This window comes from Bradyrhizobium canariense, from assembly GCF_900105125.1.
Taxonomy (GTDB): domain Bacteria; phylum Pseudomonadota; class Alphaproteobacteria; order Rhizobiales; family Xanthobacteraceae; genus Bradyrhizobium; species Bradyrhizobium canariense_A.
Genome location: NZ_LT629750.1, coordinates 6452698 through 6468268, shown reverse-complemented (window position 1 = coordinate 6468268; position 15571 = coordinate 6452698). Strand labels below are relative to the sequence as shown.

At 62.6% G+C, this 15571-nt stretch carries 13 protein-coding genes, 1 tRNA gene and 1 pseudogene; 7 read left to right on the top strand and 8 right to left on the bottom strand.

Translation table 11 applies throughout. From position 1 onward, the window contains the following. Positions 1–11: 11 nt before the first annotated feature. From BLV09_RS30595 to mobB, 5 genes are all read right to left on the bottom strand, one after another. On the bottom strand, positions 12–269 hold the full coding sequence (locus BLV09_RS30595) for a hypothetical protein (protein WP_146690045.1): 258 nt from the start codon (positions 267–269) through the stop codon (positions 12–14). 94 nt (positions 270–363) lie between these two features. Further along, entirely contained in the window at positions 364–2007 is a 1644-nt protein-coding gene (locus tag BLV09_RS30590) for an OFA family MFS transporter (RefSeq protein ID WP_100385961.1), read from the bottom strand. Between the two features lie 338 nt (positions 2008–2345). Next, complete coding sequence (locus BLV09_RS30585) at positions 2346–2597, bottom strand: sulfurtransferase TusA family protein (RefSeq protein WP_146690044.1); 252 nt, start codon at positions 2595–2597, stop codon at positions 2346–2348. Between the two features lie 60 nt (positions 2598–2657). Then, positions 2658–3914 (bottom strand): molybdopterin molybdotransferase MoeA, encoded by a 1257-nt coding sequence (locus tag BLV09_RS30580; RefSeq protein WP_146690043.1) that lies wholly within the window; start codon positions 3912–3914, stop codon positions 2658–2660. Positions 3915–3922: 8 nt separating this feature from the next. Then, positions 3923–4450, bottom strand: a complete 528-nt coding sequence (gene mobB, locus BLV09_RS30575) for a molybdopterin-guanine dinucleotide biosynthesis protein B (RefSeq protein WP_146690042.1) — start codon at positions 4448–4450, stop codon at positions 3923–3925. Positions 4451–4573: 123 nt separating this feature from the next. Here mobB and fdhD point away from each other — a divergent pair, with 123 nt between their 5' ends. Beyond that, positions 4574–5464 (top strand): formate dehydrogenase accessory sulfurtransferase FdhD, encoded by an 891-nt coding sequence (gene fdhD / locus BLV09_RS30570; protein WP_100385957.1) that lies wholly within the window; start codon positions 4574–4576, stop codon positions 5462–5464. Then, positions 5457–6140, top strand: coding sequence for a molybdenum cofactor guanylyltransferase MobA (mobA, locus tag BLV09_RS30565; RefSeq protein ID WP_146690041.1), 684 nt, complete (start codon positions 5457–5459; stop codon positions 6138–6140). The genes fdhD and mobA overlap by 8 nt, the downstream gene beginning before the upstream one ends. A 167-nt stretch (positions 6141–6307) precedes the next feature. Here mobA and BLV09_RS30560 read toward each other — a convergent pair whose 3' ends face one another. The 3 genes from BLV09_RS30560 to BLV09_RS30550 are packed head-to-tail and all read right to left on the bottom strand — an operon-like array spanning position 6308 to position 10407. Beyond that, a complete protein-coding gene (locus BLV09_RS30560) occupies positions 6308–8257 on the bottom strand; it encodes a molybdopterin biosynthesis protein (protein WP_167558930.1) in 1950 nt (649 codons plus the stop codon). Between the two features lie 8 nt (positions 8258–8265). Continuing rightward, positions 8266–9384: a molybdopterin-binding protein gene (locus tag BLV09_RS30555; RefSeq protein ID WP_146690039.1), complete on the bottom strand. Its 1119-nt coding sequence runs from the start codon at positions 9382–9384 to the stop codon at positions 8266–8268. A gap of 57 nt (positions 9385–9441) precedes the next feature. Next, on the bottom strand, positions 9442–10407 hold the full coding sequence (locus BLV09_RS30550; protein WP_146690038.1) for a TAXI family TRAP transporter solute-binding subunit: 966 nt from the start codon (positions 10405–10407) through the stop codon (positions 9442–9444). Between the two features lie 121 nt (positions 10408–10528). On the opposite strand from BLV09_RS30550, the gene BLV09_RS30545 reads away from it, so the two are divergent. The 5 genes and pseudogenes from BLV09_RS30545 to BLV09_RS30520 all read left to right on the top strand — a co-directional run bounded on the left by BLV09_RS30545 (position 10529) and on the right by BLV09_RS30520 (position 15252). After that, positions 10529–11509 (top strand): Bug family tripartite tricarboxylate transporter substrate binding protein, encoded by a 981-nt coding sequence (locus BLV09_RS30545; protein ID WP_100387467.1) that lies wholly within the window; start codon positions 10529–10531, stop codon positions 11507–11509. A 193-nt stretch (positions 11510–11702) separates the two neighbouring features. Further along, positions 11703–11778, top strand: a tRNA-Ile gene (locus BLV09_RS30540). A 223-nt stretch (positions 11779–12001) separates the two neighbouring features. Further along, positions 12002–12106: pseudogene (locus BLV09_RS30530) on the top strand (IS5/IS1182 family transposase); the annotation flags it as partial. Between the two features lie 291 nt (positions 12107–12397). Then, positions 12398–13912 carry an amidase gene (locus BLV09_RS30525; protein ID WP_197684997.1) on the top strand — a complete coding sequence of 505 codons (1515 nt, stop codon included), beginning with the start codon at positions 12398–12400 and terminating at the stop codon, positions 13910–13912. Between the two features lie 32 nt (positions 13913–13944). Beyond that, positions 13945–15252, top strand: coding sequence for an MFS transporter (locus BLV09_RS30520; RefSeq protein ID WP_146690037.1), 1308 nt, complete (start codon positions 13945–13947; stop codon positions 15250–15252). Positions 15253–15571: the final 319 nt, after the last annotated feature.

Here is a 15571-nt window from a genome sequence, read left to right as displayed (position 1 = left end):
CGTGCAAGCTCTCAGGTCTTGTCCATGCAATCTTCGATGTAGAACCATCGGTCGTCGCCGACCAGCCCCTGCCTCTTCACTTCCTTGCGGCAGGCCTTCAGCTTGACCTTGTTCTCACTCCACTTGGCCCTCATCTGCTTGAGCTTTTCGACGGTCAATTTCATTCTCGACATTTTCGCAGGCGCAGGTGCGGCCGTCTGGGCCGAGGCGGTATGCAGACTGCCGGCGACAAGCATCACGGCGGCAAGACAAACACTGGTGCGAAGCATGGGAAGTTCCCCTGATCTTATGCGTTGGATGGGATGAAAAAGACAGAACGGCGCGGGACGGTGAGGTCACCGCCCCGCGCACCGTGACAATCGATCACAGGATCTTGGCCGCGCTCTGCAGCGTGATCCAGACACCCCAGGCGAGCGGAATGCCGACAAAGGCCCAGAACAAGGCGGCCCTTACATCCAGTCCGCCTTTGCCGATGCCGAACGAACCCGAAGGTCCGGCGCCGGCGGTGCTCGCCGCCTGAAGTTTTGCCACTTCAGCCTCGCTCATGTGCCACTTCGGATCGACCGGCTTGACCAAATAGTTGCAGATCAGGCCGGCGATCAGCATGGCGCAAAGGATGTACATGGTGGTGTTGTAGAGCTGGTCGCGTGGCACACCGGCCGCAAGCTGGAACTCGCGGATGTAGTTGACGACCACCGGGCCGATGATTCCCGCCGTCGACCACGCCGTCAGCAAGCGTCCGTGAATGGCGCCCACGAATTGCGTTCCGAACATGTCAGCAAGATAGGCCGGCACGGTTGCGAAGCCGCCACCGTACATCGACAGGATAATGCCGAAGCCGAGAACGAAGAGCAGCTTGGAGCCCATGGCCGCAAAGGTCGGGGCCAGTGCGTAAAGCGCGATGCCCAGAATGAAGAACGTATAATAGGTGGTCTTGCGCCCGATCCTGTCCGAGAGCGACGCCCAGAAGAAGCGGCCGCCGATATTGAACAGCGAGAGCAGGCCGGTAAAGCCGGCCGCGATCCCCGCGATGGTGGCCTTTTGCGCGGCAGTCAATGCGTTGAAGCCGAGATCGGGTAACCCGATCAGTTTGCCGGCAAAGATTTCCTGCAACATCGGCGACGCCATGCCGATCACGCCAATGCCAGCGGACACGTTCAAGCACAGTACCCACCAGATCAGCCAGAACTGCGGGGTCTTGTGCGCGTTGTCGAGATGAACGTTGGCCTTGGAAATCATCACGTTCGCCTTGTTCGGCGGCGTCCAGCCTTCCGGCTGCCAGTTCGGCGGCGTGATGCGATAGGAGAAGGCGCCGATCGTCATGAACACGAAATAGATCACGCCCATCACCACGAACGTCTCCCACACGCCGACCGACGTGGGACTCTTGAAATAGTTGATCAGGATGTTCGCCAGCGGTGCGCCGATCATGGCGCCGCCGCCGAACCCCATGATCGCCATGCCGGTCGCCATGCCGCGATGGTCCGGGAACCATTTGATCAGCGTCGAGACCGGAGAAATATAACCGAGGCCGAGACCGACGCCGCCGATGACGCCGGCGCCAAGCCACATGATCCAGAGCTGATGAACGTAGACGCCGAATGCGCCAATCAACAGGCCGCCGGCCCAGCACAGTGCGGCGACAAAACCGGCCTTGCGCGGCCCGACATTTTCCAGCCAACCGCCCCAGATCGCCGCGGACACGCCCAGCACGACAAAGAACAGCGTGAACATCCAGCCCATGCTGGCCACTCGCCAGTCGCAGGTCGTGGTGAACAGCTCCTGCACCAGCGACATGTCCGGGCAGGCCTTCGGCGCGGTCAGCCCGATCGCGCGCGACAGCGGCAACCAGAACACGCTGAAGCCATAGGCCATGCCGATGCAAAGATGGATGCAAAGTGCCGCAGGCGGCACCATCCAGCGATTAAAGCCAGCTGAAGCGACCGTCCGTTCCTTATCGAGGATGCCGGCACCAACGCCGGACATGGTCCCGCTCATTGTCGTCATTGATTCCTCCCCTGTGCAGTCGCCCTTGCCGGACGTATCTGCAGTCCACGATTCCATCCCCAGCCATCGCGGGCATCAACGTCTTTGTTGCTGCTCCGCACAATTTCGAGATGCGCTGGAATCGCAAAGCGCATTCCAAAATTCTAACACCCGATGCGACACGTTATGCCCGCCGCCGGTGCCGGCCTTGATTTGAAAGCTGCGCCGTCCCCGACCGCTTGCACCGCCACAGGCGCAACTTAACCTCCGCGCCCCTGCGGATGAGCTGAATTGGGACAGAAGCTGGGCCCGGAGTCGATAGACAAAAAGTAGCGGATCACAAGTTTAGCAACCGCGGGCTAGGGCCGAACGGCATGGGTAAGATCCGCTGTCTTTTCGATCAGGAAAACAATCCGCTGTTCCCCACGCTCGACAATCTCCACCTTGTCACCGGTCTCGCGGATCAGATTCGGGATATCGATCACCGACAGCGGATCGGTGCAAATAACTTCCAGGAAATCGCCTGAAGGCACCGCTTTGAGCGCCTTTCGCGTTTTCAGCGCCGGCAACGGACATTTAAGTCCGCTAAGATCGAGTTTTATCGTGGCCATGTCCCGAACATGGCGAAGGCGGATGACCTCGTCAACGCCATCGGGGCGGTTCGGCAACCGTCAGATCAGGCTCGCATAACTCAGAAATCCGACGCTCTCGCCCGGCTCGACCCGCGTGATCTCCTCGTCGAGTTCCACCAAGCCATCGGTGTCGACGAGCGAGGAAAGCAATCCGGCGCCCTCGCGCGGAAATTTGACGGCTTCGAGCACGCCATCCTCACCCGCGCGTAAACTGACCCGGACATATTCGCGGCGCGCGATTTTCTTCTTGTAAGTAAAGCCTGAACGAACCGGCATCGGAATAAGCGGTTGTTGTGTGGCGCCGGACAGCGCCAGAATGGTCGGTCGCACCACATGCACGAAGGTGACGAAACTCGCCACCGGATTTCCCGGCAATCCGATGAAGGGCGTGCCCGCGATAATTCCCATCGCGACTGGGCGCCCGGGCTTGATCGCCATCCGCCACAGCACGAGCTTGCCGACGCTCTCGACACTGGCCTTGACGTGGTCTTCTTCACCGGTGGAGACGCCCCCGGTGGTCAGGATGAGGTCGTGGGCGCCGGCTGCGGCTTTCAGAGCCCGCGCCAGCGACGCGCGGTCATCCCTGAGAATTCCGAGATCGCTGATCTCACAGCCGAGCCGCGCCAGCATCGCGATCAGCATAAAGCGGTTGGAATCGAACAGTTGTGCGGCGGCGCGCCGGCCTCCCGGCGATACCAGTTCATTGCCGGTCGAAAATACCGCCACGCGAATGCGCCTGATCACCTCGATATTCGCCAGCCCGAATGCGGCCGCGAGCGCAACATCCTGCGGCCGCAAACGCCGGCCCGCCGAGAGCGCGGGGGTTCCGGCAGCGATGTCTTCGCCGGTGAGCCGCACATTGGCGCCGGACCTCAATCCCGCGGGGAGAACCACCTTGCCATCATCTTCGACCCGCACGTCTTCCTGCATGAAGACGGTGTCGGCGCCCTGCGGCATCGGCGCGCCGGTGAAAATCCGCACGGCATGACCCGGCTTGATCGCCTCGCTTGCCGACGCGCCGGCCTGAACCCGTCCCATTACCGGAAAGGTCTTCTCTTCTGCTTGCGGAAGATCGCGGCTCGACACGGCATAACCATCGACCGCGGAATTGGTAAACGGCGGCAGCGGCAACGGCGCGGAAATATCATTGGCGAGAATCCGCCCATCGGCCTGCGCGAGCGAAACGGTCTCAACGTCCTGCACCGCCGTCACGCGCGTGGCAACGATGCCGACGGCCTCATCGACCGACATCATCGGGCCGCCGAAGGCAAAGCAATCGTCGGACAATTGCGCCATCTTGCTTCTCAGACCTCCGTGGCGCTTTTCGCCAGCACATCCTCGACCGATGTCGCGGAACGCTGCAGCAAGGCGGCGATAGCCTCGACATCATCGAGATGGGCGGTTGGGAGCGTGGTTTCAACCACGGCGTCGGTCGCGATGCCGACGACGCCGGGATCGTCTGGAAACAGCAATGGCTTGTTATTTGCGATGCGATGCACCTCGATCTTGCGGTGCGGCTCGCGCTTGAAGCCTTCGATGACAACGAGATCGACCCGCGACATTTTAGCGAGCAATTCAGGCAGCCTCGGCTCGCCGGCGCCGCGCAATTCATGCATCAGGGCCCAGCGCCGGGTGGAGGACACCAGAACCTCTGTCGCCCCCGATTGCCGATGCACCCAGGAATCCTTACCGGGCACGTCGACATCGAATTCGTGATGGGCGTGCTTGATGACGGAAACGCGCAGCCCCTGCTTCAGAAGATAGGGGATGACCCGCGTCAGCAACGTGGTCTTGCCGGCACCGCTCCATCCCGCGAGGCCAATCACTTTCATCTCGTTCTCCGACAAGCACCGGGAACCGGGGCCAAGACCTTATCCAAGGGTACGTTATCCAGGATACCTTATCTAAGGGTGCTTTATATCGGCTGACAGGCAATGTCATGCTAACCTGCCGGTATGATGAAGATCGAAAAAGCGCCCGTCCCCCTGATCGTCCCTCATCCGGACGATCCGCGCCTGACCGAGCGCGTCGTCGGGACCGACCAGACCGGCGCCACCGTCGAGATCAAGGTGCCGGTGGAACGGCCGCTGACGCTGTACCTGAACGCGCAGGAGATCGTCACCATGATGACGATCGGCGACTATCCGGAATACCTGGCGCTCGGCTATCTGCTCAATCAGAACATGCTGAAATACAGCGACGTCGTCACCGAGGTCGAATATGACGACGACCTGCAGGTCGTGGTCGTGCGCACTGAGCATCATACCAACTTCGAACAGAAGCTGAAAAAACGTACGCAGACCTCAGGCTGCGCGCAGGGCACGGCGTTTGGCGATCTGCTGGAAGCCGTGGAGAGCGTCGCGCTGCCGCAAGCCGAGCTGCGCACCTCCTGGCTCTACCAGATGACGCATGCGATCAACACCATGCCGTCGCTCTATCTCGAGGCCGGCGCGATTCATGGCTGCGTGCTCTGCAAGGAGGGCACGCCGGTCTGCTACACTGAAGATGTCGGCCGGCATAATGCCGTCGACAAGATCGCCGGCTGGATCTATCGCCACGGCGTCGATCCCGCCGACAAGATTCTCTACACCACGGGGCGGCTGACGTCCGAAATGGTGATCAAGACGGTACGGATGGGAATCCCGATTCTGATATCGCGTTCGGGCTTCACCGCCTGGGGTGTCGATCTGGCGCGGCAGGTCGGTTTGACGCTGGTCGGGCGCGCGCGGGGCAAGCGTTTCATCGCGCTCTCCGGTCAGCAGCGGATTATCTACGATCAGAACCTCGCCTTTGTCGAAGAGGAATCCGCCCGACACAAGCGCAAGGGCGAAGACCGTGATGACTGAAGCGACGTCAAGCGACGCGCGGGCGACGTCAAGAGACGCGCGGGCGACGTCAAGAGACGCGCTGGCAATTCCAGGCGTGCTGCTGGCCGGCGGTCTGGCGCGGCGGATGGGCGGCGGCGACAAGCCGATGCGCCAGATCGGCGGCCGCACTATTCTCGAGCGCGTGATCGCGCGGCTGAAACCGCAATGCGACGGGCTCATCCTCAACGCCAATGGTGACCCCGCGCGCTTTGCGAGCTTTGGGTTGCGCGTCATTGCCGACACGGTGGAAAATTTTCCGGGACCGCTCGCGGGTATCCTCGCCGCACTCGATTGGACCGCCGCCAACCGGCCCGAGGTTTCCTGGGTGCTGAGCGCCGCGGCGGATTGTCCATTTCTGCCGCGCGATCTTGTAGCGCGCCTGTATGAGGCACTTGTGAAAGAGAGCGCACAGCTTGCGGTCGCGGCGTCTGATGGACAATCGCATCCGGTGATCGGAATATGGAGCGTCGGATTGCGCGACGAACTTCGCCACGCGCTGGTGGTGGAGGATGTCAGGAAGATCGACCGCTGGACCGCGCGTTATAAATTGGCAACCGTGACCTGGCCGACGACACCGCTCGATCCGTTCTTCAACGCCAACACCATGGACGACATCGCGGAAGCGGAGCGGCTGGCAGCGCTGGATGGGGGCTGAGGCCCGCCCCATACTTTTCAGTGTCGTCCCGGCCTTGAGCCGGGACCCATACGCCGTGACATTTCGACTTAAGGAAGTGCAGGTCGCTAGATCTCATTCAACGATGATGACCGGTGGTTATGGGGTCCCGGCGTTCGCCGGGACGACTCGCGGAGGTGACAACCAAATTACGCCGGCCTGAAACCCGCCCGCGCCAGCGCCGCGCGGCTTTCATCTGACGCGAGCGCATCCAGAAACGCCTGCACCGCCGGGCGCTGCTTGCGCGCCTTCACCAGCGCGAAATCATAATGCTCTTCCGCCAGCGGAATGAAGCCCAAGCCCGTCGCGTGCGCGACCGGCGCAATCGTCATGCCCCAGTCGGCGCGATGCTGCGCGACAGCGGCGGCGACCGCGTTATGCGAGCGCGGCTGGTTCCAGTAGCCATCGGGCCGCGCCTCGCCAAGCAGGCGATCGATCAGGATGCGGGTGCCCGCGCCCTGGTTGCGGTTGACCATGATGCAGGCTGGATCGGCCAGCGCCGCACGCACCGCGTCCTGCGCGCTCAAGCCTTCGAAACGCTTGTCGTCCTGGCGAAACACAATGCCCTGCATCCGCCGCCAGCCAACCACCAGTTCGAGCCCCTCGCTGAGGAATGGCGTGTTGTAAGTTTCCGATTTCTCATCGAACAGATGGATCGGTGCGAAATCGCATTCGCCGCGCTTGGCCGCGGCGAGCCCGCCAAGGCTGCCGACCGCGATCGAGCGCACGACAAGCCCGGCGCGCGCCAGCGGCGCCGTCACCAGATCGAGCCCGGTGCAATGGCTGCCGACGATCACGAGATCGGGCACCCGCACATGCGGCGTGAACAGCGTTACCTCGGTCTCAGATCCCGCCGGCATCTGGTCGGCCAGCGCATCGATCTTCAGAAAACCATCGGCTTGCGCGAACGACGTGATCGCGCCTGAGCCCTTGCCGGTGGGATAGGCGATCAGGCCATCTGCGCCTTCGACCAGCGACACCATGACGAATTCGGTGCGGCCGAGTTCGGACGCGATCCGCACCGGAATTTTCGCCGCGACTTTCGCGTCCGAACGCGGCGGCAGGCCCGCCATCCGCCGCAGCACCGGCACGATCATGTCGTGGAAGGTGAACATCGCCGAGGTCGGAAATCCCGGCAGGATGATCACCGGCTTGCCATCGCAGACCGCAAGACACAGCGGCTTGCCCGGCTTCAGCGCGACGCCATGGGCGATGATGCCGGGTTTTCCGAGCCGCGCGATGATGCGGTGGGAGACATCGCCCGCGCCCTTGGACGTGCCGCCTGAGAGCACCAGCATGTCGCTATTTGCCAGCGCCTTGCGCATCGCGGATTCAAGCTGCTGCTCGTTATCGGGAATGGCGCCTAAAAACGTCGCATCGCCGCCATTCTCGGTAATCGCCGCGGTGACGATCGCGCCATTGGTGTCGTAGATCGCAGCCGGCCGCAGCGGCTGGCCCGGTTGAACCAGTTCGTCGCCGGTGGAGATGACGGCGACGCGCGGACGTCGCACCACCGAAACCCGCTCGATGCCGCAGGCAGCCAACATGCCGATCTCGCGCGAGCCGATCAGGGTACCGGCGCGCAGCAGCGCCTCGCCGCGGGCGATGTCGGAACCCGCATAGGAAACGAATTGTCCGGGCGACGCGGCGCGGCGAACCTCGATCGCGCGAGGACCTGTCGGCTGCGTGTGCTCAACCATCACGATGGCGTCGGCGCCACGCGGCACCGGACCGCCGGTCGCGATGGACGTGGCGGTTCCCGACAGCACCGGCTTTTCCGGCGCGATGCCGCAGGCAATCACTTCGTCGTTCAGCTTGAGGCGAACCGGCGCCGCCTCGCTCACTGAAGAAAGGTCAGCGGAGCGCACTGCAAAACCGTCGACGTTGGAACGATCGAACGGGGGCACGTCGATCGGCGCCACGATGTCTTCGGCGAGCGCGCAGCCGAGCGCACCGGCGAGCGACCGGCGCTCGCTCGGCAGCGCGCGCGGAAACAAAGCCGCCTCAAACCGCGCCAGCGCATCTTCGCGCGACAGGATCGTGAGGAACTGATCCTGTTCCATGCTGTCGCGGGCGCTCGGCAGGGGCGTATGGGCCATTTTGGAACTCATTCCCGCAACATATAGGCATCAACTGCGGCGCCCGCAGCAAACCCTTCGGAGCCCGCGGGGATGACGAGCCAGGCATCGGCGCGGGCGATCATCTCAAGCGACAGTTCGCCCACGGCCAGCGGCATCCAGAGATCTCGTTGCCTTTCCAGTAGAACGATTTCGGTAATACCGACGGTTGAAGCCATCTTGCGGGCCAGCGGCAGCGACATCGGCTGCCGCCTCGCGCGTCCGGACAATCGGTCCAATGCCGGGACAACAAGAGTCCACCATGCCGCAAGTGCCTGATCCGGCGCACCCGGCAGCACCACGACCGGGATTTTTCCGATCCGGCCGATGGCAGCGGTCCGGCCCGGCGCCAGCGCGATGCCATGGGCGACGACTTCGCCATGCTTCGCTAGCGCGACGACCGCAGCATCAGTGCGGCCGACGCCGCTGCCGCCGGTCGTAACGAGCAAATCGCATGCGTCGATATCGAACGCCTTGGCGATCGATGACGCATCGCGCGACGCGGCCTCAGCGAGGATCACTTCCACGCCAGTTGCACGCGCGGTTTCGCAGATCAGCTCCGTCGTCATCGTCGAGCCTGAGGCCGCAGGAATATTGACAACGCGCAGACGCGGGCGGCGCACGTTCAATTTGTCCAATCCTGCCCCGCACGCGATCAACAGATCGAGCGGGTGAATGCGCTGCCCGACCGCGACAAAGCTTCCCTCGGCGATATCGCCGCCGCTCCGGCGAACGCCCTGCCCTGGGATCGCTTCCGCCAGCACCTGAATCAGCGCACCCGTCTGATCGACGGAATCGGCATCGACCACGCAGTCGCATCCCTCCGGGATCGCGTCACCGGCCTCGACCCAGACCGGCGCGATCGCCAGCGGCAGCGGCGTATAGGAGGACGCACCAACGAGGTCGCGGGAACGCAGCGCCCAGCCATCGGAAATTGCGACATCATGCGGCGGAGAGGCTTTCAACGGCGGACTATCGGCGGCAATGCAGCCCAATGCCTCCGCGAGCGGCAATTCAATCGGCCTGACGGGCATAAGGCCATGCAGCAACGCGGCGAGGGCCGCGTCGAGTGGCGTAAGCGAAGCCGGCAGACGCTGGGTTGAGGTCATGCGCGATGGTGGACCACGTATCGTCCGCTTGGCAACCATTCGCCGCCGGCACCTCCCCTACTTCACCACCCCGATCTCGCGGAAATAGCGCAGCACGCCGGGATGGATCAGATCGGTTTCCGGCGCGGCAGCGACGGTGTTCGCCGCTGTGGTTTCACAGGCCTGCGCGAGCTTCTTGCAGAACGTGGCCTCAGAAGCATGCAGCGTCTTTGCCAGGCGATAGGCGACGTCATCCGGCAGGCTCTCGCGCACCAGAATAAAACTCCAGGAGCCGACCGAGTTGATCGCCGCGTTCTGGTTCGGATAGCTGCCGGCCGCGATCGTCAGCGGCTTGAGAAACGAGTGCTTGGCTCTGATGCGCGCGATCTCGTCGGCATCCGGCGCGATGAACCTGGCGCCGCCGGGGCTTGTCGCGATCGCGGTAAAGCCGGGCCAGCCGACACCGGCGCCCCACAACGCGGCGACCCGACCGTCCAGCACCATCGCCGGTCCATCGCCGGCGTGGTCGAGATAAACAGATTTGAAATCCTCATCCTGCTTCAATCCGAGCCCATCGAGCATGTAGCGCGACAGGATCGGAAGGCCGGAGCCCTTGGCGCCGAACGCAATCGGCTGGCCGACGAGATCCCGAATGGTCTTGTACGGGCTGTCGGCCCGCACCACGAACATGCCGGGGCTGGAATACATCGCGGTCAAGATCTTCAGGTGGGTACGCGGCCGGCCGATCCCCATGAATGCCTCATAGGAAGGCTCTCCCGCGACAGTAGCGATATCGATCGTGCCCGCCTCCAGCAGCGGAATGTTCTCGTTGCTGCCCTTGGTGTTGCGCGGCTCGATCGACAGGGTCGGATCGGCGTCATTCATGACCGCGGCAAAAGCGTTGCCGTAAAGTGGGAAGCCGCCGCCCGGCGTCGCTGTCCCGAAATTAATGGTGGTCTTTGAAATGGTCTTGCCTCCGTCCTGCGCCGCGACGCTTGTAGCGATCAACGCCGTTGCAACGCAAACAATATGAGCAATCTTCATGTCGGCCTCAGCTATCGTTCCGCCGGGATGGCGAATGGTCGCGCCGACGTTGTAGGCAAGCCCGCGATTTTATGAAAGCATGGGTTTAAGCGATAACGACAACAAAATATCGGGGGCGGAAATGGTTGGATTTTTACGCGCGGCTTTATTCGGTCTGGTTTGCCTTTCAAGCCTTGCGGCAGGCATCGCGCCGTCATCCGCCGCGTCAGACTATCCGAACCGCCCCGTGCGCTGGCTGATCGGCTTTGCCGCCGGCGGCCCGGTCGACATCGTGGCGCGGATCATGAGCCAGTGGCTGTCGGAACATTTCGGCCAGCAATTCGTGGTGGAGAACCGTGCTGGCTCCGGCGGCAATATCGCAGCCGCGGCCGCGATCAACTCGCCGCCGGACGGCTACACGATATTGTTCGACGCCCCCAACAACGCCATCAGCACCTCGCTCTACAAACATCTGTCCTATGATTTCATCCGCGACACCGTGCCGGTCGCGAGCATCATGCAACTGGCCAATATGCTCGTGGTGTCGAATGCGCTGCCGGTCAAAAACGTTCAGGAGTTCATCGACTACTGCAAGGCCAATCCGGGCAAGGTGTCCTATGCATCTTCCGGTTACGGTACGTCGGTGCACATGTCCGGCGAATTGTTCAAGGCGATGACCCATGTCGAGATGGTGCATGTGCCCTATCGCGGCTCGGCCATCGCATTTCCCGACATCATTTCCAACAAGGTGCAGCTGATCTTCGACAATCTGCCGTCGGCGCTGGAACAATCACGTGCCGGCACCGTGCGCGCGCTCGGCGTCACCTCGCCGCAGCGTTGGCCGGGTGTGCCCGATGTTCCGGCGATTGCCGAAACCGTGCCCGGATTCGAATCGGTCGGCTTCTACGGCATCTCCGCGCCGAAGGGCACGCCACCGGAGATCGTCGACATCCTCAACAAGGCGGTCAACGAAGCCTTGAAAGACCCCAAGCTGGTGGCGCGGTTGACCGAAGTCGGCGGCATTCCCAAGCCGATGACGCCGGCAGAGTTCGGGAAGCTGCTTTCGGACGAAACCGAGAAATGGCGCAAAGTGGTCGAATTCGCCGGCGTTTCGGTGGATTGAGGAAAAGCACCTCGTCATTGCCGGGCCTGCCCCGGCAATCCATCTCCCTGGCGAGAGATCTTTGGGAGACTGATGGATGCCCGGGTCGAGCCCGGGCATGACAGAATCTGCGTCGCGGCATTGCCGGATCGCCTGCCACATTGTAAGGGGGGCAGCACCGTTGCTGAGCCGCTTTCCGCGGCAGCTTGCGGCGGGGCCTGTAGCTCAATGGTTAGAGCCGGCCGCTCATAACGGTCTGGTTGCAGGTTCGAGTCCTGCCGGGCCCACCAATATTTGCAGGGGTTTTTGGCGCTCCTGCCCGCTTGGCTTTTTCCTCAACCAACGAAACAACCAACGCTACCTTTTTCGACTCTGGACGCGAGCCCATATCGTCTGCAGCACCGCGCAAATGGGCCGGGTGATGGTGACCGTGGGTGTCCCGAAGGGTCTTTTCGCTCATGCCCAAAAACCCTGCTGCTTCCCACATAGGAGCCCCACGCTGCATTAGGATGTCGGCGTGTCGCAACCCGATACGACAAACTCGCAGCCAACTATCTAGCGTTCGTCGAGCTTGCATCAATCCGCATTTGGTTGCGTGCTAATGAGTTCGCGCCCTAGTCTACGCCCATCTGCCTCTTCGATCGGTAGCCTCGCTCCTACTCGTTTTCGCTATCGTCCGGCCGCGTAGGATGGTGACGCGCATGTATCATGCCACCCCCCACCTCGGTGGCAAGCAGCTGCCCCAAGCGACGATGCAGGTTGGTTGGGCAGCTAGGATTGTCTACTGTATTCTTCTTTGGAACCATGATATTTCATTATTTCTAGCAAATATCGCGTATTGCGCGTGATATTATTGTATGTAGTATACAATCCAGCGGCGTGTCCTCATCAGCTACAGGAGGAAACTGCTTGAATGCTTTAGACCTGCCCTGTCCTGACGACAGCCGGGGCAGCCTTTGCTTCGCGCCACTCTGGCGCGCCGTGCAGTGGCTGCAGTCCGGACAAACCAGCGCGGCCGAGCTGGTGGACGCTTGCGAACGCGCCTACCTCGCAGCGAACGCGACCGTTAACGCGATGGTGGTGGCTAATTTCGAGGGCGCTCACCGGGCCGCCGCCGAAAGTGACCAGCGTCGGCGCGCCAACGCCGCGCTCGGCGCGCTGGATGGCATTCCTTTCAGCATCAAGGAATCCTTCGACGTGCAGGGATGGCCCACTACCTGCGGCAGTCCCGCCCACGCCACTCATCGCGCGAGCCAGGATGCGCTTGTGGTCGAGCGCCTGCGGGCGCAAGGCGCTGTGCTGCTCGGCAAAACCAACGTGCCCCTCGGCCTGCGCGACTGGCAGACCTACAACGCCCTCTATGGCACGACCCGCAATCCGCGCGACCCGAGCCGGACGCCAGGCGGATCGTCGGGAGGTAGCGCAGCGGCCGTGTGTGCTGGTATGAGCTTTTTCGACATCGGCTCGGACATCGGTTCGTCGCTGCGCAATCCGGCACATTATTGCGGTGTGTTCTCGCACAAGAGCAGTCTCGGCATCGTACCGTTGACGGGCCACGGAACTGCGGCCCCTGGGTTTGTCGCCCAAGACATCAACGTTGCCGGACCGGTGGCCCGCAGCGCGCACGACCTCGAATGCGTGCTGCAGGCAATTGCCGGGCCCGAGGCGGACGAGGCGCTGGCCTACAACCTGACTTTGCCGCGCTGCGCGCATACGGCATTGAGCACGTTCCGCGTTGCCGTTCTTCCCAGCCACCCCTTTGCCGAAGTCGACGCGGAAGTGAGCGAGACCATCGAAGCGCTCGGACGGTGGCTGGAGAGCCAGAATGCCAAGGTTAGCTGGCAGGCGCGCCCCGACATCGATGCGATCGAGCTGTGGCACACCTATATCCTGCTGCTCCGAGCAACCACATCCATCTACACGGACGACACGGCGTTTGCCGCTCTGCTCGACCGAGCGGAACCTAATTCCACCGACCACAGCTATGCGGCCCTGCAATTCGTCGGCGCCGGCATGCACCACCGGCGCTGGCTGCTCCTGCAGGCGGCGCGCAGGCGCTTCGCGGAGGCATGGCAGCGATTCTTTTGCGACTACGATGTGCTGCTGTGCCCGGCTGCCGCCACTACCGCGTTCCCGCTCAACGAATCGGGTGAGCCGTGGCAGCGCGTGCTGTCCGTCAACGGCAACCCGCAGCCGATGACGACCCAGCTATTCTGGGCCGGGTATTCTGGCCTGTGCGGTCTGCCGTCGACCATAGCGCCCATCGGCCCCGGGCACAGCGGACTACCGGTCGGCGTGCAGATCGTCGCTCCGCGCTTTGGCGATCTGACGTCGCTGCGTTTTGCCCAGCTGCTGGAGAGTAGCGGTCACGCATTCCAGCCGCCGCCAGCAGTTATGCCGGCGCAAGATGTTCACGGCCAGTGAAGGCCACGTACAACCGCAAGGAGGGAGCGATAATGCTGGATTGGTTTAAAGAGCTGTCACGCATGGAACGCAAGGGCTTCTATGGCGCGTTCCTCGGACACGCGGTCGACGTCTTCGACTTCATGATCTATTCGTTCCTGATTCCCACGCTGCTTACGCAGTGGAGCATGAGCAAATCGGCAGCGGGCGCCATCGTCACGTGGACGCTGGTATCGTCCCTCGTGGGCGCGATCGGTGCGGGGCTGCTGGCGGACCGCTACGGTCGCGTGCGCGTGCTGCGCTGGACGATCGTCGTGTTTGCGGTAGCTTGTTTCCTGTGCGGCATGGCCAATTCGCCCGAGCAGCTTATGATCTTCCGCACCATCCAGGGGCTTGGCTTCGGCGGTGAATCGTCGCTGTGCATGGTGCTGGTGACGGAGATGATCCGCAACCCGGCGCACCGAGGCAAATATTCCGGTTTTACCGCAAGCAGCTTTTCGTTTGGCTGGGGCGCCGCAGCGATCGCCTATGCGATCACTTTCAACTTGTTCGCGCCGGACATTGCTTGGCGGGTTTGCTTCTTCCTCGGCATCCTGCCAGCGTTGGTAGTGGTGTATTTGCGTCGCAATCTGGAAGAACCCGAGCTTTTTCTCAGGAGCCGCGCGCGGCAGAACGGAGTGTCGCCGGCGCAGAGCTTCATGCGCGTGTTCCGCAAACCGCTGATGAGGAAGACGGTGCTGTGCAGCCTGTTATCCGGCGGCATGCTGGGAGCGTATTACGCGATCGCCACGTGGCTGCCGACCTTCCTGAAGACCGAGCGCGGCTTGTCCGTCTTCGGCACCAGTTCGTATCTAACCGTGACCATCCTCGGCTCGTTTGTCGGCTACGTGGCCGGCGCCTACGCCACGGACCGATGGGGCCGCCGCCTGACCTATATTGTCTTCGCGGCAGGCGCCTTCGCGATGGCGCTGGCGTATATGGTGATCCCCGTCTCCAATACGTCGATGCTGTTCCTTGGCTTTCCGCTCGGAGTAATGATGCAAGGCGTGTTCTCCGGCATCGGCGCGACTATCTCGGAGTCGTATCCGAACGACGTTCGCGCGACCGGCTATGGCGTGTCCTACAACGTGGGCCGTGTCATCGGTTCGCTCTTCCCGCTGTCGGTGGGATGGCTGAGCAGCAATGGCACCTCTCTGCCGCTGGCGATTGCTATGGTGGCCGGCGTTGGTTATGCCATGGTGATACTCTCCGCCGCACTGCTGCCGGAAACCACCGGCATCGAACTGGACGAGACAGCTGGTGAGGGCGTAACCGTCCATGACGACGGGCGCCAGCCGGCACCCGCGGGCCGGCTTGCGTGATCACGGGGGCTGCGTGGTTTGGTGGGGTAGACTCTGGCGTCGCCATCGCAGTTGCGCGAGATTCGGTACCCGCAACGCAGCGGCGATCCCTCGATGGTAACCTGATCGAACGAAGACGCGAATGACGGCGACATCGATCCGTTCGGACCGATGTTGTTCGCCGCGCCCCTATCTGCCTAACTGAACAACAATTCCTGGGAGAACACCGGCTCGAACGACCGCCACGTGTGCGGCGGGGCGGCGAAACTCTTCGCTCGGCGCAGTGATCGACCGCATGTGGACAAGGCTGACCGACAGGGAAAGCAACAGCGCCGTCTAC